Below are 15,794 nucleotides of genomic sequence, written 5' to 3' on the forward strand. Positions count from 1 at the left end.
TACCGATCCGCAGCATTGGCTCGGAGTATTTCCATTATGACGAAAGCCGCCACGCGCTGGTCGGCTCACGCAGCGGTGCCATGCACCGGCTGGGTGACGTGGTCGACGTGCGTCTGGTAGAAGCGGCGCCAGTAGCGGGCGCGTTGCGCTTCGAGCTGTTGTCGCAGCCCGGGGCCACATCGCGCAGCCGCAGCCGCGAGGGGCCTCCTCGCGAACGGAAGCCAGCCAAGGCCCGTCCTGGCCGCGCGGCAGGCGAGAAGAAGCACAAGCCGGAGAAGCGAAAGTCAGGCAAGTCGAAGAAAGGCAAGTCATGGAAGCGATGAGCATGGCTCCCAGGGTCTGGACTCGGCAGACCGGGCTGGTCGAAAAGCGGGACGTGTGGAGCGCGATGAAGCGCGGCTTTCGCGGCCGCTGTCCGCGCTGCGGCGAAGGCAAGCTGTTCCGTGCCTTCCTGAAGACCGCCGACAATTGCTCGTCCTGCGGGCTCGATTTCACGCCACATCGCGCCGACGACCTGCCCGCCTATCTCGTGATCGTGATTGTGGGCCACATCGTGGTGCCGGCCGTGCTCTGGATCGAGACCAACTACACGACACCGGTCTGGCTGACCTTTGCAGCCTACCTGCCCTTCACGTTCTTCGCATCGCTGGCGCTATTGCAGCCGATCAAGGGCGCGGTGGTCGGCCTGCAATGGGCGCTGCGCATGCACGGCTTTGACGACAATCCACCGGATGGTATTCCGCCGGTATGATGAGAACAAACAACAAGAGAGTTTGGGGCTGGAAATGACGGAAGCGGCGCAGGTAGCCAAAGAAGAAAAGGCGGAAGAGAAGGAAGCCGATCACCATCCGTATTTCCGCCCGAAGGACGCGGCGACGCTGATCCTGGTGGATCGCAGGGGCCCCATTCCCAAGGTTCTGGTCGGCAGGCGGCACGACAAGGTGGTGTTCATGCCCGGCAAGTTCGTCTTCCCCGGCGGCCGCGTCGACAAGACGGACCATCGTGTGCCGGTCGCGGCGCCGATCCCGCAAGAGCTCGAGGCCAATCTGTTGAAGGGAAGCCCGAAAATCGCGCCGTCGCGGGCCAAGTCGCTCGCGATCGCGGCGATCCGCGAGGCTTGCGAGGAAACCGGCCTGTGCCTGGGCCGCAAGATCGAAGGGACGACGCAAGAGCTCGATGGCGCGTGGAAGCCATTTGCCGATGCGGGCCTGTTGCCTGATCCATCCGGCCTGTTCCTGATCGCGCGCGCCATCACCCCGCCGGGTCGCGTGCGGCGTTTCGATACGCGTTTCTTCACGGCGGATGCCTCCGCCATCACCCACCGCGTCGAGGGCGTGGTGCATGCGGATGCGGAACTGGTCGAACTCGTCTGGGTAGAACTCGGCTCCAGGCCGCTCGCCGATCTTCATGCAATGACCAAGAACGTGCTCGGCGAACTGGACCGCCGCCTTTCCACTGGCCCGCTGCGGCACGATGCGCCGGTGCCGTTCTTCCACTTCTACGGCGGCAAGATGCACAAGGACATTCTGGGGGGCTAGCGCCTCCGCGTCGTTCGTCATTTCCGCGGCATCGCACAGCAATGAACCCCTAACTGGAATGGTGCGAGATTATTCCGGGTTCGCGCTCACGCGCGGCCCGGAAAGACGCGAAAGGGCCTCCCACGGCCCGAAAAGCCTTCTTTCAGCCCTTAACGGCGGAAAATGCGGTCGTTTACCTCCAAAACCTTGACTTTGGGCGTTTTGCGGCTAGGTTGCCGGCCAACTGCGGGCCGATTGGCCGGCTCCCGATACCCCACCATTTCCAGAGGTCCTGAACATGGCCAAAGCGGTCACCATCAAGGTCAAACTCGTGTCCTCGGCGGACACCGGCTTCTACTACGTCGCCAAGAAGAATTCGCGCACCATGACCGAGAAGCTGGTCAAGAAGAAGTACGACCCGGTCGCGCGCAAGCACGTCGAATTCCGCGAAGCCAAGATCAAGTAAGGGCGGATACCTACCGACTTCGGCGGGGCCCTGGCGGCCCCGTTTTTATTTACGCCGTCCGCAATAGCGGCGGCGCCGTTGGCCGGATCAGCGCAAAGGCGACCTGGACGATCCCTGCCGACAAACCCACCGCGACGCCGATCTGCCAGGCCAGCGTGTAGGAGCCGAGCGCGTCATAGATCAGCCCGCCGCCATAGGCCCCGACGAAGCTGCCGACCTGGTGGCTCATGAAGGCCAGCCCCTGGATCATCGCTTGCCATTGCAGGCCGAACATTTCCGCGACTGCGCCGGCGACCAGGGGGCCAACGCCGAGCCACAGGAATCCCATCAGCGCGCCGAACACCAGCGTCGACGTCGGCGACGGCGGCACCATGAAATACCAGGCGAGCACCAGCGAGCGCGCAACATAAATGCCGCCGAGCAGCGCAAGCTTGTTCCAGCGCTGGCCTGCCCAGCCGAAGAACAGGGAGCCCAGCACATTGAAGCCGCCGATGACGCCGAGCGTCTGCGCGCTCAGCATCGGATCCATGCCGCAGATCGAAAGATAGGACGGCAGGTGTGTCGTGATGAACACGAGCTGCATGCCGCAGACGAAATATGCCGCCGTCATCACGGTGAAGGAGGCGTTGCCGAATGCGGTCATCGTCGCTTCAGTCGCCGAAACATCGCCGATGCCCTTCACCTTCGGCAATGGAACGCGGTCAACCCGGCCCGCGAACCAGGCCGCCGGCAGCATGAAGAGCGACAGAATGAGGAAACCGACGAGGCCGATGCGCCAGCCATAGCCTTCACTCAGCGCCTGGCCTATCGGCGCCGATAGCAGCGCGCCCAGCGAGCCCGCCGCGGAGACGATGCCGAGCACCGTGCTGCGCACGCCCTCGGGCGCCGCGCGGGCCGCGACCGACATCGCCATCGCGGCCGCGGTACAGGCGAGCGAGGTACCGATCAGGACTCCCGCCCCCAGCATCAAGCTGATCATGCCCTGGGCGCCCGCCATCAGCGCCAGCCCTGCGATGTAAAGAAGCGCGCCTGCCATCATGATGGCACGAAAGCCGTGGCGCACCGTCAGCGCGCCTGCGAGCGGTTGCAGGAATCCCCAGGCGAGGTTCTGCACGGCGATGGCAAGGGTAAAGTCGGAGACGCTGATGCCGACATCCTGGGTCAATGGCTGCAGGAAGATCCCGAGACTCTGCCGCAGGCCCATGCTGAGCGTCAGCATCACCGAGGCGCCGATCAGGATCGGGAGCGTGGGACGGAGCGCTTGCAGCAGCGGCATGGTTGTGGTTCTCCCCATTTTTCACGCCGCCCAGGGGCGCGGCCTGCCGCCGCATCCGGCTTGATTACACAGGTCGGTGTAATTAAGAATGAAAGCGACACACGCTGTCAAGCACCGAGTACACAGGTCTGTGTAATGGCTGCCGGCACGAAAACGGATATGAAGGAGCGGATCCTCGAGACGGCCGACCGGCTGTTCTATCTGCAGGGCATCCGCGCCATCGGTGTCGACACGATTGCGGCCGAGATCGGCATCAGCAAGCGCACGCTCTACAACCACTTCCCGTCCAAGGATGCGTTGATAACGGCCTATCTCGAGCGCCGCTTCGTCCGCCCGCCGCCATCGGAGCCGAGGCCCTCGGCCAGGACTGCCGTCGAGCAGATCCTGGCGACCTTCGATTCGCTGGAGCGGCGCTTTGCCTCGCGCGATTTCCGCGGCTGCCCCTTCGTCAACGCGGTGGCGGAGCTCGGCGAAGAGGACCGCGCGGTGAAGAGGATCGCCAAGGCGTTCAAGGAAAGCCGCAGGCTGTGGTTCCGCGACCGCCTGACGGCGCTCGGGGTCACGGACGCAGACGCGCTCGCAACCCAGCTCGTTCTGCTGGTCGACGGCTCCATCGCGCAGGACCTCGTGCGCGACGATCCGGCGATGGCGCGTGCGGCCAAGGAAGCCGCCACGGTGCTGCTGAGGAATGCGGGCGTGGATGTGGGAGATGATGCGGCACCGGGGAAGACGCCGTTAAAATCAAAAAAGCGCTCTCCTGAGTGAATATTGTCGTCAATGCGAAAGCGGGTGATCCAGTTTTCCAGAGACAGCATGATCCAGTCGAGAGGTCGCGGCATACTGGATGCCCCGCTTTCGCGGGGCATGACGACCAACGATGTGGAAGACGATGCGTCTGCAACGCGCGACTACAATCAGGCCGCCTGCGCCACCACGCGGTTGCGGCCGTCATGCTTGGCGCGATAGAGCGCCTGATCGGCGCGCTTCAGGACGTCGGCGACCGCTTCACCCTTCGTCTCCAGCGTCGACAGCCCGATCGAGATCGTGACGTCGATGCGCTTGCTGCCGTTGTTGACCGCAAAGGGCTCGCCGGCGATCGAGCGACGCACGCGCTCTGCGACCATGCCCGCGACATGCAGATCCGTTTCCGGCATGACGATCACGAATTCCTCGCCGCCATAGCGGCAGGCGAGATCGATGCCGCGGATCGACTTGCGCACGCGCACCGCGAACTCGCGCAGCACGTCGTCGCCGGCATCGTGGCCGTAGCCGTCGTTGATCGACTTGAAGTAGTCGATATCGAGCATCATCAGCGCCAGCGGCTTGCCGCGTGTCGACGCCTGCTCCGCCAGCGTGGCGAGATGGCTTTCCATGTAGCGGCGATTGTGCAGCCCCGTCAGCGCATCCGTGATCGCCATCTCGATGGAATTCTGCACGTTGTCGCGCAGATGATCGGTATAGCGGCGGCGCCTGATCTGGGTGCGGGCGCGTGCCAGCAGCTCGTTCTTGTCGATGGGACGCAACAAATAGTCGTTGACCCCGATCTCCAGTCCGCGCAGCAGGCGCGTGTTGCTGTCGGGATCCGCGATCGCGAGGATCGGCACATGGCGCGTCCGCTCCAGCGACCGGGCCTGGCTGCAAAGCCGCAAGCCGTCGTAGTTGTGCAGGTCGAGCGAAACGATCAGGAGATCGTAATTGCCATCGGCGGCATGAAACAGCGCCTCGGCCGGATTGGGCTCGACGTCGACGGCATGCTCGGCGGCGAGCAGGCTCGCCAGCCGCTCGTAGGACGACGAACGGTCGTCGACCAGGAGTACGCGCCCGCCCTTCCCGGTATCGGTGATCGCGCTGCGCTCCGGCGCCTGCACGCCGATCTCGAACGAGGTGACGGCGCGCATGCGCAGCTCGTCGGTCATCATCTTGAGCCGCGTAAGCGAACGCACCCGTGCGATCAGCGCCACGTCGGATACCGGTTTGGTCAGGAAATCATCAGCGCCCGCCTCAAGTCCGCGCACGCGATCGGACGCACTGTCGAGCGCCGTGACCATGACCACGGGGATGTGGTGCGTGAGCGGATCGGATTTCAGCCGCCGGCACACCTCGAAGCCGTCGATGTCCGGCATCATCACGTCGAGCAGGATGATGTCGCACTCGGCACGCTGACACATCTTCAGCGCCTCGGTGCCGTTGGGCGCGGTCAGCACATCGAAATATTCGGCCGACAGCCTTGCTTCCAGAAGCTTGATATTGGCGGGGACGTCATCGACGACCAGAATACGCGCGGACACCGAAACTCACTCCCTACCCGATGAAACGGCGAACCGTTTCGATAAACTTGCCGACCGAGATCGGCTTGGAAAGATAGGCCTCGCAGCCGCCCTCGCGGATGCGCTCCTCGTCGCCCTTCATGGCGAATGCGGTAACGGCGACCACCGGAATGGCGCGCAGCTCCGGATCGTCCTTGATCCAGCGCGTGACCTCGAGCCCGGACACCTGCGGCAGCTGAATATCCATCAGCACGAGGTCGGGACGCATCTTGCGAACGAGATCGAGCGCCTCATACCCGTTGGAGGTGCCTGAGGTCTGGTAGCCGTGCGCCTCCAGAAGATCGCGAAAGAGCTTCATGTTCAGCTCGTTGTCCTCGACGATCAGGACGGTCTTTCCCATCCCGTCCCTCCTCTTTCCAACGAAGACGATTCCGACATTTCATGTCCCGGGCGCGCCATTGGGCCGCGCTTGGAAAAACTGAATTCAAACTAGCCGCAGATTCGCTCTAACCCGTTAAACCGAAGGGCCAACTTTCTGCGATGTGGTTTCCGCTTGCTTGAACGCACTCCCCAGACTCGGGCATGATCATCCCAAATTAGAGACCATAAGTTAATGGAAAGGCAAACCGCCCCGTTGAAAAAGCCTGTTCAAAACCCCCGTGAAGTGGCTGAAATCGTTGCGATTCAGGCCCTTTCTTTCGTCGCCGGCGACCCCGAACGGCTGGGGTTATTCCTGGCTGAAACAGGCATTGGTCCGGACACCCTGCGCAACGCGGCGAGCGACCCGAATTTCCTCGTCAGCGTTCTCGACTTCGTGATGCGCGACGACGCCACCGTACAGGCTTTTGCGAGCGTATCGCAACTCCATCCAACCAATATCGCGGCGGCGCGGCAATTGCTGGGCGATCCGCAGTGGGAGCGCGATGCGCCGTGAGCGCCTCACCACCAGGCGGAGCCGGCGGACCGACGTGCTTCTGCCGCGACTGCCTGGCTGATCTCGACATCGGCGCGCGGCGTTGCTCCCGGTGCGGTTCCCCTCGCCTCGCGCGTCATCCGCAGCTTGCAACCCTCACCATCGCCCATATCGACTGCGACGCGTTCTACGCCACCATCGAGAAGCGCGACAACCCGGAACTCGCCGACAAGCCGGTGATCATCGGCGGCGGCAAGCGCGGCGTGGTGTCGGCGGCCTGCTACATCGCGCGAACCTATGGCGTGCACTCGGCCATGCCGATGTTCAAGGCCCTGGCGCTGTGCCCGCACGCGACCGTGATTCGTCCCGACATGGCGAAATATGTCCGGGTCGGACGCGAGGTGCGCCAAGCCATGCAGGCGCTGACGCCACTGGTCGAGCCGCTTTCGATCGATGAGGCCTTCCTCGACCTGTCCGGCACGGAGCGCGTCCACGGCGCCATTCCGGCCAAGGTGCTGGCCCGCTTTGCACGCGAGGTCGAGCGCGACATCGGCATCAGCGTTTCGGTCGGGCTTTCCAGTAACAAGTTCCTGGCCAAGATCGCCTCCGACCTCGACAAGCCGAGAGGCTTTGCGACGCTCGATCAGGAACAGGCCCGTGTCATGCTCGCGGAGAAACCGGTCGGCTTCATTTTCGGCGTCGGCCCTGCCACCCAGGAGCGGCTGGTCCAGCGCGGCTTCCGAACGATCGGAGACCTGCAGCGCGCCGACGAGATCGAGTTGATGCGGCAGTTCCCGACCGACGGCCGCAGGCTGTGGCGCCTCGCCCGCGGCATCGACGACCGCCGTGTCGTGCCGGACCGCGGCGCCAAGACCATCTCCAACGAAACGACGTTCGAAACCGATATTCGCGACTTCGTCACGCTGGAGAAAGTGCTGTGGCGCCTTTCGGAGAAAGTCTCCTCGCGCCTGAAAAACAGCGAGCTCGCCGGCTCGACCATCACACTGAAACTGAAGACCGCCGATTTCCGTCAGCGCACGCGCTCGCAATCGATCGGCGCGCCGACGCAGCTGGCCGCGAAGATCTTCACGGTGTGCCGGGAATTGCTGACCAGGGAGATCGACGGCACGGCCTTCCGATTGATGGGCGCCGGCGTCAGCGCGCTGCGGCCGGGATTGCAGGCCGATGATACCGACCTGCTCGACCGCCGCTCCGCCAATGCCGAACGCGCGATGGACAGCTTGCGGAAGAAGTTCGGGGATGCCGCGGTCATCCGCGGCATCGCCTATGACGGACCGGAAAAGGCGGAACACGACTGAGCGATGATCCCTTGCCGCGCCCCGGCATGACGGTGGCAGGCATTGCGGACATTTTCTCAACGTCGTCATTGCGAGGAGCGACAGCGACGAAGCAATCCAGAGTCTTTCCGCGGAAAGATTCTGGATTGCTACGCTTGGCTCGCAATGACGGGTCAATAATGCTACCTTTCGTTGAACTGGAAGCGGGCGAACTGCGATGAAGCAGGCTTGCGTTTACATGGTCGCCAATCGCCGGAATGGGACGATCTACACTGGCGTTACGTCCAACCTCCCGCGCCGTGCTTATGAGCACCGCGAATGATTGGTGAAGGGCTTCTCCTTCAAATATGGATGCAAGATGCTCGTCTGGTACGAATTGCACGCTACCATGAATGATGCCATCACCCGTGAGAAGCAGATCAAGGCCGGAAGCCGCGCAAACAAGCTTGCATTGATTGAGAGTCTGAATCCTGATTGGAAAGATCTCTTTGGGACACTGGCATAGAGACCCCGTCATTGCGAGGAGCGATAGCGACGAAGCAATCCAGGCTGCCCCCGCGGAGGCATCCTGGATTGCTTCGCTTCGCTCGCAATGACGAGTCAAACAACCGTTGCCGACGCAAATTTTCAAGAACCCCGAGGGACATAGGTTCGCCTTCTCGCGGCATGTTCTGCCCGAGTTTTGCTTCACTTCCACGCCCTCTTCTCAAACAGAGGGCGCAGGGAAGACCGGGTGCCCGCTGCACCCGCGGTCTCGTGTGCGCACACGCTTTAGAAATCGCACACGATCATACAGGTACCTCCGCAACACCCGGCCTTCCCTGCGCAGTGGCTTTACGGCTTATGGCGCGCTCTCCTCGGCGACGAATTCTTGCTTGTCACCGTCACCCCGCAGATTGACGACGCCTCGCACCCGGTTGGGCCAAGACGCCTCCGCGAAGCTTGACTGCAGCAACGGCAGCCAGGACCACACGTTTTCACCGCACGCGGCATTCGTCAGCGCCAAGAGCTTTCGAGGATATTGCACACGCCTCGAAGGATCAGCGAGACGAACTTGCAGCGCCGTTCGTCCTGCGCGCCAGGGGATCGCTCACGGGGTTCGGCTCAATCCTCTGCCCGCCCTGCAATCACCTGTTCGCGCCGACGCTGCCGCGTCCACCGCATCCCAACCCGCGTTCGTGACGACGTACGACCGCCCCTTCAGTGGGTGGGACGAACCACGTATACGTAAAATCCGAATTCGGATAAAGAGAATTATTTTTGTGGCAGGGGCTTGACAGGTTTTGCCTGATTTGCCTGACAGGCGGCAGTTTTGCGATCAGAGGCCCGGAATTACGGTGCCAGTGCACTAATTCTAACGTGATGACGAAATCGGCAACGGTGGCGTTGCACAGTTAGATGCACTGTCAACGTAATTCGCGAAATTCAACAATATGCAGGCATTGCGCACATTATCTCAACGTCGTCATTGCGAGGAGCGATAGCGACGAAGCAATCCAGGCTGTCACCGCGGAGGCATTCTGGATTGCTTCGCTTCGCTCGCAATGACGGCGAAGTCAGTAGCAGGCCCCGATCAATTGCAGGGCTTGGTATCCCTGACATCGAACTTGCCGAGCGCGCCGGCGATGACGAAATCATTGTAATCGAGCACCAGCGACCGCGACACGCCGTTCTCGAACAGCTCGAACGACATTGCGTACATCGGGGTCTGCTCGCCTTCCTTGTTCTGTGAGTCGCGGTCGTAATAGCTGACGGTGACGGGCCACCGTGTCATCGACTTCATGCGCTCGTCGGTGGTCGACGGATCGGGCGAGGCAATGGTCCGATCGGGCGGAATCGCCTGACCGATCACCGAAAGCGTGTTGTAGACCTTCTCGCCGTTGTCGGAACCGTCATAGACGGTAAGCTCAAGCACCGACTTGCCTTGCTTTGCGGCGGCGATGATGCGCTGGATCTGCTCGGTCGGAAACACGACCGAACCGTCGAGCGTGAACGTCTTCGCAACCGGCTGCTTCAGCTTGACCTTGATATGGTCGCCGTCGCGCTCCGCCATACCGTCGACCGGGCTGGCGTCGGAATTGTTCATCCGCGCATCGATCTTGAAGCGATAGCTCTTCCCCGCCGCGTCCTCCCACGAGCTCGAGCGCAGGTCGCTCAGGGTGATCTTGCCTTCACCGCTGTCGAGTTCGGAAACCTGGCGGAAGTCGGAGGTGTAACCCTCGCAGCTATTCCCGGAGAAGCTGTAAAGGATGCGCCCGCGGGCGCTGTTGATGGAATTGGTGCGCGACTTCAGCAGGCGGAGGTCATAAAGCGCCTGATGCGACAGGAACGGCCCGCTTGCAGCGGCAACCGCCTCGCCGCCCGTCCCAAGAGCCGCGATGCCAAGCGCGGCCGCGCCGAGCGCCATCACACCGCGCGAAATCCGGAAACCTTGCATCATGTCCGATCCTTGAGAGAAGATTCGTCACATTAATGGCCGTTCCATTGCGCCACAACTGAGGCAGCTTCATGGAAAATTGCGAATTCTCCGTCGAACCGGTTGGTTTTGCTAGGGAAATGCAGTTGGCCTGAAGCCCGGCCGGGCCTCGCTCGCTTGCATGCGGGCGCGCAATCGGCGAAACAAGCGCGCTCCGGCCGCTCGAAACCGGGCCGGGTCCTTCTTAAACACACGGGGATGAATCATGGCGGGTACGGTCGAACAGAAACTGGCGGCTCAGGGCGTGGTCTTGCACGAGCCCACAGCTCCCGTGGCAAACTACGTCCCCTTCGTGCGCACCGGCAACCTGCTGTTCGTGTCCGGCCAGGTCTGCTTCGACGCTCAGGGCAAACTGATCGCCAAGGGCAAGCTGGGTGCGACCGTCACGCTCGAGCAAGGCAATGCGGCCGCGCGCGGCTGCGCCATCAACCTGCTCGCGCAGGTCAAGGCGGCAATCGGCGACCTCGACAAGGTCACGCGCGTGGTCCGCCTCGGAGGCTTCATCAATTCCGCGCCCGACTTCCTCGACGGGCCGAAGGTGCTGAACGGCGCTTCCGACCTGATGGTCGCCGCATTTGGCGACAAGGGCCGTCATGCCCGCACCACGGTCGGCGTCGCGGCGCTGCCCGCGGATGCCGCCGTGGAAGTCGAAGGCCTGTTCGAAGTCGCCTGACGCGAAAGCTCCAGGCGTGCGCGCACCTTCCTGGCTGACGGCGCGGCCGGTCGCCCATCGCGGCCTGCACGATAGCGTCCGCGGCATCGTCGAGAACATGCCCGGCGCGGTGAACGCCGCCATCGCCGGCAATTTCTCGATCGAAGTCGACATCCAGCTTAGCTCCGATGGCGAAGCCATGGTGCACCATGACGATGCGCTCGGCCGCCTCACCGACGGCGAAGGTCTCCTGATCAACAAGACCGCGGCCGAGCTCCAGGCGGTTACCTTCAGGGACACCACGGAAAAAATGATGTCGCTGGGCGACCTCTGCACGCTCGTCGCCGGCCGCGTCCCGCTCGTGATCGAGGTGAAGAGCCATTTCGACGGCGACCGTCGCCTCGTGAAACGGATGGCCGAGGTGCTGTCGTCCTATGACGGGCCGGCCGTCGGCATGTCCTTCGACCCGGACCAGGTGGTGGCGCTGCGCGATCTGCTGCCCTCGCGCCCGCGCGGCATCGTCGCCCAGCGCAGCTATGACGATGATTACTGGAACAAGCTCAGGCCCGAACAGCGCGACGGCATGCTCCATCTACGCCACGGCTTCCGCACCCAGCCGCACTTCGTTGCCTTCTGGATCAACCAACTGCCGGCGCCGGCGCCCTGGATTGCGCGCAATATCTTCGGCTGCCCGCTTCTTACCTGGACCGTGCGCACGCCCGAGCAGCGCCAACGCGCCGCGCGCTACGCCGACCAGATGATCTTCGAAGATTTCGTGCCGGAACTGTAACCGGTCCCATTCTCCCCATCATCATCGCAAGAAGCCACCCATGCGCGGGAGCATCCTGGTGTCGTGTCTCTGACGTGTAATCAAGTCATCGTCATTCCGGGGCGCCGCGAAGCGGCGAGCTGCGATGTGCAATTGCACATCGGAGATCCATAACCACAGCCGGTGGTTATGGATTCCGGGCTCCCTCGCTGCGCTCGGGCCCCGGAATGACGGAATTTGTGGGCCGTTCGGAGTTTCCGCAGCCCCTTGAAGTCGCCAACGCGATGCACGATCTTTCAGGTTGGGCTCTCAAAGACACTCGATGGCATCATCCGAAATCACGCTCGAAGCCGTATCCTCCATCAGCGATATCCCGGCTGAGGACTGGAACGCCTGCTCCAATCCGCAAGGATGTACCAGCGGGACTGGAAGATCCGACTCCCCCAAGCTCGCAGCGCACTCCGCCGGCGGTTCAAAATCGGCGTACAACCCTTTCGTTTCCCACGCGTTTCTCGCGGCGGCCGAAGGCTCCGGCTCGGCGACGGCGCGCACCGGCTGGGCGCCGCGACACCTCGTCGCCAGGGTCGGCGGCAAGATCGCCGGCGTCGTGCCCTGCTATCTGAAATCCCACTCGCGCGGCGAATACGTTTTCGACCGCGGCTGGGCCGACGCCTTTGAACGCGCGGGCGGGCGCTATTACCCGAAGCTACAGGTCTCCGTGCCCTTCACGCCCGCAACCGGCCCGCGCCTCCTCGTGCGCGACGGCTTTGATCGCGAGCGCATTGGCTCCGCGCTCGCCAGCGGACTGATCGCGCTGTGCGGCGTCAGCAAGGCCTCGTCGGTCCATGTCACCTTCGCGCGCGAGGAGGAGTGGAAGCTTCTCGCGCAGCACGGATTCCTGCAGCGCACGGACCAGCAATTCCACTGGCACAACCAGGGCTTTGCCTCCTTTGACGATTTCCTCGCCACGCTGAATTCGCGCCATCGCAAACAGATCAAGCGCGAACGGCGCGAAGCGGTTGCGGCCGGCGTCACCATCCACTGGCTCACAGGCAGCGAGCTCACCGAGGAGGCATGGGACGCCTTCTTCAATTTCTACATGGAGACGGGATCGCGCAAATGGGGCCGGCCCTATCTGACGCGCGAGTTCTTCTCGCTTATCGGCGAGAGCATGGCCGAGGACGTGCTGCTGGTCATGGCCCGCCGCAACAACCGCTGGATCGCCGGCGCCATCAACTTCATCGGCTCGGACACGCTGTTCGGGCGCAACTGGGGCGCGATCGAGCATCATCCCTTCCTGCATTTCGAGGTCTGCTACTATCAGGCCATGGAATTCGCGATCAAGCACCGCCTGAGGATCGTGGAAGCCGGCGCGCAGGGCGAGCACAAGATCGCCCGCGGCTACCTGCCGCAAACCACCTATTCCGCGCATTACATCGCCGACCGCAGTCTGCGCCGCGCCATCGACGACTATCTGCAGCGCGAGCGCGCCTATGTGGCCGAAGCCGGGCGCGAGCTGGCCGAGCTCGGCCCGTTCCGGAAAGCGGCGGACGAGGCGCCTTGACGCGTAGCGTGCAGTGGTGACAGTAGGACAGCCTTTTTCAGGAGTGTCGCCATGACCGCCTACGATCCCAACAATCCCTTCGCCAAGATCCTGCGCGGCGAATTCCCCTGCTACAAGGTCTACGAGAGCGAGCATGTGCTCGCCTTCCTCGACATCATGCCGCGCACGCCCGGGCATACGCTGATCATCCCCAAGGCCCCTGCCCGCAACATCCTCGACATCAGCGCAGAGGACTACGCCCACGTTGCGCGTGCCGCGCGAACGATTGCCAAGGCCGCGATGAAAGCCTTCGCAGCCGACGGCATCACCATCCAGCAGTTCAACGAGCCGGCGGGCGGACAGGTCGTCTTCCACCTGCACATGCACGTCCTGCCGCGCCACAACGGCATCGCGCTGCTGCCGCCGGCCAGCCGCAAGGAAGATAGCAAGGCCCTCGAAGACAACGCGACCAAGCTGATCGCGGCGTTGGAGGGGAGTTGAGCCTTTCTCCCGTCATTGCGAGGAGCAAAGCGACGAAGCAATCCAGACTGCCGCAGCGGAGACATTCTGGATTGCTTCGCTTCGCTCGCAATGACGAAATTGCAGTGACAGCCCTACCCGTCTAGCTCTCGCCCGCCTCCGGCTGCGGCGAGAATTCGCAACGGTCGGGCTTGATGTCGAGCAGCGGCGTGCCGTCCAGGCAATCCAGCCCGCGTACCAAGAGCGTGTTGCCCTCGATGCCGACCAGCTTGACCGTCGATGTGCCGATCGGGTTCGGCCGCTGCGGCGAGCGCAACGCGAACGTACCGCGTGTCGACGCATGGTGCTTCGGGCTTTGAATGACGAGGTCGCGGCGCGACTCGTGGAGCCAGTACAGCACTTCGAGATTGCCGTACTCCTCGAGCCCCTTGATCGCCGGCACGAACGGCTCGAACACCTCCAGCCGGCAAATGGGCCCGTCCTGCCGGCCCTGCCGCGGCGTCTCTAGCCGCGAGGTCCAGGGCGTGCGGATGCGCCCGATGAAGATGAGGGCGGCATCGCGCGGCGGCGGCAGTTCGATGGCGACCTCGCCCTCGCGGAGTTCAGCTTCCTGCGGCATGATGTGGTCCCTTGAAAAATCCATGCGAGCCTAGCCGATTGGTCTCGTACCGCAATGCCAGCCTTGTCAGCTCATCCTTGAGGCGCGAGCCGTATCTCCTCATCCTGAGGAGCTTGCGAAGCAAGCGTGTCGAAGGATGAAGGCCCGGGTCCGGGCCTCATGGTTCGAGACGCGCCTTCGGCGCTCCTCACCATGAGGGTTGGAACGTCGCAACCTCAAGAGATTCACACCCCCTGAGGAGCTTGCGAAGCAAGCGTCTCGAAGGATGAGGCCCGGGCCTCATGGTTCGAGACGGCGCTAAGCGCCTCCTCACCATGAGGATTGGCATTACCCCAGCCACCATTTCCCCGCCAGCATGACCAGCTCGCCGAAAAGGACGCCGGCGAAGATGGAGCGGCGCGTCAGCATGAAGGCAAGAAAGCCCGCAGCAACTGCACCATAGCGCAGCAAGTCCGGCACCGTCGCGAGCGCACCCGGCGGCTGCACCACGATCTGCGCGATGACGCCGGCAAGGATCGCGGTCGCGACCGCCCGCACCCACACCAGGAGGTCCGAGCCTTCGTCGACGCCCGCGCCAAGCCAGAATCCGGCGAGCCGCCAGATCTCGTTGGGCAGGAAGCCCGCGATCACGAGCACGAACAGCGCATGCCAATCGCCGATAAAATCGCTCATGCCCTCTCCCGCCACCAATGAACGGCGAAGGCGATGGTGCCCGCCGTCATGCCGCTGATCAGGATATCTACTCCGGTGTGAAGCAGTCCGATCACCGGGAACAGCGCGAGGCCGAGCACCAAGGCCAGGATATCGGACAACTCGCGGCAATTGCGCGCGGTCGATAGCAGGAACGCGAGCGGCGTGAGCAGCAGCATTGCGGCAGCGAAGATTGGAGGCAGGCTGCCGGCCAGCGTGTAGCCGATGACGTTGGCGAGCAGGCAGATCGATACCAATCCGATGCCGAGACCAAACACGAAGGCAAGCCGCCGTTCGCGGGGCACCTGCGGCAACAAACGAAAGCACTCTACCCATAAGGTGACCGCGATGAAGTGCGACGCCAGCACCAGCTCGCGCCGGCGTGTCTTCGGCCCGCGCAGCATGGGCAGGACGGATGCGACCATCGGCAACAGGCGGATCGCGCTTACCGTCACGGCAAGGGCCGCCTGGATGATGGTAGCGCCTGAGGATAGCGTCGATATCAGGATGATCTGCGCCGGACCGGCCCATACGAGGATCGTGCTCGCGAGCACCCAGCCCAGGCTGAAATGCGTATCGTGGGCAAGCGCGCCGACGCCGAGATAGGTCGCGAACAGCACCAGCGTCAGCACCGTTCTGGTAACCGAGCTCAGCCCCCACGCGAAGGCGCGCAGGGGTCCATGCCATCTGTGTGAATCGAGCGGAGGAAGCGCCACGGGAAGCCGGAGGAAGGGAATCTTGCTCGGGCATAACGGGCGATGAAGCAGCTTCCGTCAAGGAAGCGTGCATCAAGGCTGGCATGCGCGCTACATCACCGTCGTTCCGGGC

The 15,794-nt window shown here is 63.2% G+C and carries 17 protein-coding genes and 2 pseudogenes; 12 read left to right on the forward strand and 7 right to left on the reverse strand.

Translation table 11 applies throughout. The annotated features are described in order from the left end of the window. The 4 genes and pseudogenes from HY852_RS24055 to rpmG all read left to right on the forward strand — a co-directional run. Positions 1-323: pseudogene (locus HY852_RS24055) on the forward strand (ribonuclease R); the annotation flags it as partial. Further along, positions 311-751, forward strand: coding sequence for a DUF983 domain-containing protein (locus tag HY852_RS24060; protein ID WP_291607398.1), 441 nt, complete (start codon positions 311-313; stop codon positions 749-751). The pseudogene HY852_RS24055 and the gene HY852_RS24060, both read left to right, overlap by 13 nt. A 34-nt stretch (positions 752-785) precedes the next feature. After that, positions 786-1,538, forward strand: a complete 753-nt coding sequence (locus HY852_RS24065) for an NUDIX domain-containing protein (protein ID WP_291607399.1) — start codon at positions 786-788, stop codon at positions 1,536-1,538. 277 nt (positions 1,539-1,815) lie between these two features. Beyond that, positions 1,816-1,983 (forward strand): 50S ribosomal protein L33, encoded by a 168-nt coding sequence (gene rpmG / locus HY852_RS24070; protein WP_283035833.1) that lies wholly within the window; start codon positions 1,816-1,818, stop codon positions 1,981-1,983. 49 nt (positions 1,984-2,032) lie between these two features. Here the strand turns inward: rpmG and HY852_RS24075 are convergent, their stop codons facing one another. Next, a complete protein-coding gene (locus HY852_RS24075) occupies positions 2,033-3,259 on the reverse strand; it encodes an MFS transporter (protein ID WP_291607400.1) in 1,227 nt (408 codons plus the stop codon). A 159-nt stretch (positions 3,260-3,418) separates the two neighbouring features. Between HY852_RS24075 and HY852_RS24080 the strand changes: the two genes are divergently transcribed. Next, positions 3,419-4,024, forward strand: coding sequence for a TetR/AcrR family transcriptional regulator (locus HY852_RS24080; protein ID WP_291607401.1), 606 nt, complete (start codon positions 3,419-3,421; stop codon positions 4,022-4,024). Between the two features lie 149 nt (positions 4,025-4,173). Here the strand turns inward: HY852_RS24080 and HY852_RS24085 are convergent, their stop codons facing one another. Both HY852_RS24085 and HY852_RS24090 read right to left on the reverse strand, forming a co-directional pair. Beyond that, a complete protein-coding gene (locus tag HY852_RS24085) occupies positions 4,174-5,547 on the reverse strand; it encodes a PleD family two-component system response regulator (protein WP_291607402.1) in 1,374 nt (457 codons plus the stop codon). A 13-nt stretch (positions 5,548-5,560) separates the two neighbouring features. Then, complete coding sequence (locus HY852_RS24090) at positions 5,561-5,926, reverse strand: response regulator (protein ID WP_291607403.1); 366 nt, start codon at positions 5,924-5,926, stop codon at positions 5,561-5,563. Between the two features lie 234 nt (positions 5,927-6,160). Between HY852_RS24090 and HY852_RS24095 the strand changes: the two genes are divergently transcribed. From HY852_RS24095 to HY852_RS24105, 3 genes and pseudogenes are all read left to right on the forward strand, one after another. Next, the gene (locus tag HY852_RS24095) at positions 6,161-6,460 is read left to right on the forward strand and encodes a DUF3572 domain-containing protein (protein WP_291607452.1); all 300 of its coding nucleotides are present in this window, start codon (positions 6,161-6,163) and stop codon (positions 6,458-6,460) included. Further along, positions 6,457-7,758 carry a DNA polymerase IV gene (locus tag HY852_RS24100; protein ID WP_291607404.1) on the forward strand — a complete coding sequence of 434 codons (1,302 nt, stop codon included), beginning with the start codon at positions 6,457-6,459 and terminating at the stop codon, positions 7,756-7,758. The genes HY852_RS24095 and HY852_RS24100 overlap by 4 nt, the downstream gene beginning before the upstream one ends. Positions 7,759-7,954: 196 nt before the next feature. Beyond that, positions 7,955-8,242: pseudogene (locus HY852_RS24105) on the forward strand (GIY-YIG nuclease family protein). Between the two features lie 1,068 nt (positions 8,243-9,310). Here HY852_RS24105 and HY852_RS24110 read toward each other — a convergent pair. Beyond that, positions 9,311-10,177 carry a cell envelope integrity EipB family protein gene (locus HY852_RS24110; protein ID WP_291607405.1) on the reverse strand — a complete coding sequence of 289 codons (867 nt, stop codon included), beginning with the start codon at positions 10,175-10,177 and terminating at the stop codon, positions 9,311-9,313. 241 nt (positions 10,178-10,418) lie between these two features. Here HY852_RS24110 and HY852_RS24115 point away from each other — a divergent pair, with 241 nt between their 5' ends. The 4 genes from HY852_RS24115 (at position 10,419) to HY852_RS24130 (ending at position 13,678) form a co-directional block, all read left to right on the forward strand. Beyond that, positions 10,419-10,886: a RidA family protein gene (locus HY852_RS24115; protein WP_291607406.1), complete on the forward strand. Its 468-nt coding sequence runs from the start codon at positions 10,419-10,421 to the stop codon at positions 10,884-10,886. 16 nt (positions 10,887-10,902) lie between these two features. Continuing rightward, positions 10,903-11,655, forward strand: coding sequence for a glycerophosphodiester phosphodiesterase (locus HY852_RS24120; protein ID WP_291607407.1), 753 nt, complete (start codon positions 10,903-10,905; stop codon positions 11,653-11,655). A gap of 301 nt (positions 11,656-11,956) precedes the next feature. Further along, entirely contained in the window at positions 11,957-13,198 is a 1,242-nt protein-coding gene (locus HY852_RS24125; RefSeq protein ID WP_291607408.1) for a GNAT family N-acetyltransferase, read from the forward strand. A gap of 51 nt (positions 13,199-13,249) precedes the next feature. Continuing rightward, complete coding sequence (locus HY852_RS24130; RefSeq protein ID WP_291607409.1) at positions 13,250-13,678, forward strand: HIT family protein; 429 nt, start codon at positions 13,250-13,252, stop codon at positions 13,676-13,678. Between the two features lie 121 nt (positions 13,679-13,799). On the opposite strand, the gene tsaA is transcribed toward HY852_RS24130, so the two are convergent. The 3 genes from tsaA to HY852_RS24145 all read right to left on the reverse strand — a co-directional run bounded on the left by tsaA (position 13,800) and on the right by HY852_RS24145 (position 15,682). After that, positions 13,800-14,276 (reverse strand): tRNA (N6-threonylcarbamoyladenosine(37)-N6)-methyltransferase TrmO, encoded by a 477-nt coding sequence (tsaA, locus tag HY852_RS24135; RefSeq protein ID WP_291607453.1) that lies wholly within the window; start codon positions 14,274-14,276, stop codon positions 13,800-13,802. Positions 14,277-14,603: 327 nt separating this feature from the next. Continuing rightward, on the reverse strand, positions 14,604-14,948 hold the full coding sequence (locus HY852_RS24140) for an AzlD domain-containing protein (RefSeq protein WP_291607410.1): 345 nt from the start codon (positions 14,946-14,948) through the stop codon (positions 14,604-14,606). Further along, positions 14,945-15,682: an AzlC family ABC transporter permease gene (locus HY852_RS24145; RefSeq protein WP_291607411.1), complete on the reverse strand. Its 738-nt coding sequence runs from the start codon at positions 15,680-15,682 to the stop codon at positions 14,945-14,947. The genes HY852_RS24140 and HY852_RS24145 overlap by 4 nt, the downstream gene beginning before the upstream one ends. Between the last annotated feature and the right edge of the window lie 112 nt (positions 15,683-15,794).

The organism is Bradyrhizobium sp., assembly GCF_016213215.1.
In the GTDB taxonomy this organism is placed as follows: domain Bacteria; phylum Pseudomonadota; class Alphaproteobacteria; order Rhizobiales; family Xanthobacteraceae; genus Bradyrhizobium.

Excerpts from the sequence above, each read along its gene's own strand:
- HY852_RS24060 (WP_291607398.1), top strand. The coding sequence starts at position 311 with ATGGAAGCGATGAGCATGGCTCCCAGGGTCTGGACTCGGCAGACCGGG.
- HY852_RS24065 (WP_291607399.1), top strand. The coding sequence starts at position 786 with ATGACGGAAGCGGCGCAGGTAGCCAAAGAAGAAAAGGCGGAAGAGAAG.
- rpmG (WP_283035833.1), top strand. The coding sequence starts at position 1,816 with ATGGCCAAAGCGGTCACCATCAAGGTCAAACTCGTGTCCTCGGCGGAC.
- HY852_RS24075 (WP_291607400.1), bottom strand. The coding sequence starts at position 3,259 with ATGCCGCTGCTGCAAGCGCTCCGTCCCACGCTCCCGATCCTGATCGGC.
- HY852_RS24080 (WP_291607401.1), top strand. The coding sequence starts at position 3,419 with ATGAAGGAGCGGATCCTCGAGACGGCCGACCGGCTGTTCTATCTGCAG.
- HY852_RS24090 (WP_291607403.1), bottom strand. The coding sequence starts at position 5,926 with ATGGGAAAGACCGTCCTGATCGTCGAGGACAACGAGCTGAACATGAAG.
- HY852_RS24110 (WP_291607405.1), bottom strand. The coding sequence starts at position 10,177 with ATGATGCAAGGTTTCCGGATTTCGCGCGGTGTGATGGCGCTCGGCGCG.
- HY852_RS24115 (WP_291607406.1), top strand. The coding sequence starts at position 10,419 with ATGGCGGGTACGGTCGAACAGAAACTGGCGGCTCAGGGCGTGGTCTTG.
- HY852_RS24125 (WP_291607408.1), top strand. The coding sequence starts at position 11,957 with ATGGCATCATCCGAAATCACGCTCGAAGCCGTATCCTCCATCAGCGAT.
- HY852_RS24130 (WP_291607409.1), top strand. The coding sequence starts at position 13,250 with ATGACCGCCTACGATCCCAACAATCCCTTCGCCAAGATCCTGCGCGGC.
- tsaA (WP_291607453.1), bottom strand. The coding sequence starts at position 14,276 with ATGCCGCAGGAAGCTGAACTCCGCGAGGGCGAGGTCGCCATCGAACTG.
- HY852_RS24140 (WP_291607410.1), bottom strand. The coding sequence starts at position 14,948 with ATGAGCGATTTTATCGGCGATTGGCATGCGCTGTTCGTGCTCGTGATC.